The sequence below is a fragment of the Aeromonas sp. S8(2024) genome, assembly GCF_041403085.1.
In the GTDB taxonomy this organism is placed as follows: Bacteria; Pseudomonadota; Gammaproteobacteria; order Enterobacterales; family Aeromonadaceae; genus Aeromonas; species Aeromonas dhakensis.
The window spans coordinates 1-632 of the sequence record NZ_JBGLRF010000023.1; the positions used below are offsets into that span (position 1 = coordinate 1).

General features: G+C 61.9%; 1 pseudogene. It reads left to right on the forward strand.

The features are described from left to right. Positions 1 to 632, forward strand: a pseudogene (gene vgrG, locus ACB031_RS22740) (type VI secretion system effector VgrG); the annotation flags it as partial.

Below are 632 nucleotides of genomic sequence, written 5' to 3' on the forward strand. Positions count from 1 at the left end.
ATGGCAGACAGCACAGGATTACAATTTACCGTCAAGGTGGGGGCCCTGCCCGAGAGTACCTTTGTGGTGGCCGAGTTTGCACTGGATGAAGCGCTCAACCGGCCGTTCAACCTGCGCCTGGAGCTGGCGAGTGCCCAGCCCGACATCGACTTTGGCGCCGTGCTGGACCAGCCGTGCGAGCTGCTGGTGTGGTACAACGGCGAGCTGCAGCGCCGGGTGTGCGGGGTGGTGAGCGACATGGCGCAAGGGGATAGCGGCTTTCGCCGGACCCGCTATCAGCTGCTGGTGCAGCCGGCGCTGTGGCGACTCTCTTTGCGCCAGAACTCCCGCATCTTCCAGGCACAAAAAACCGATGAAATCCTCAGCATTCTTCTGCAAGAGCACGGCATCACCGACTATGCCTTTGCGCTCAAGAACGAGCACGCCAAGCGGGAATACTGCGTTCAGTATCGGGAGAGCGACCTCGATTTCGTGAACCGGCTCGCCGCCGAAGAGGGGATGTTCTACTTCCACGAGTTTGAAGCGGGCAAGCACCGCATCGTGTTTGCCGACGACGCGGCTGCCCTGACTGCCGGCCCCGAGCTCTTCTTCAACCTCGGCAACCGCTCGCTGGAACAGGGGCCCTATGTGCG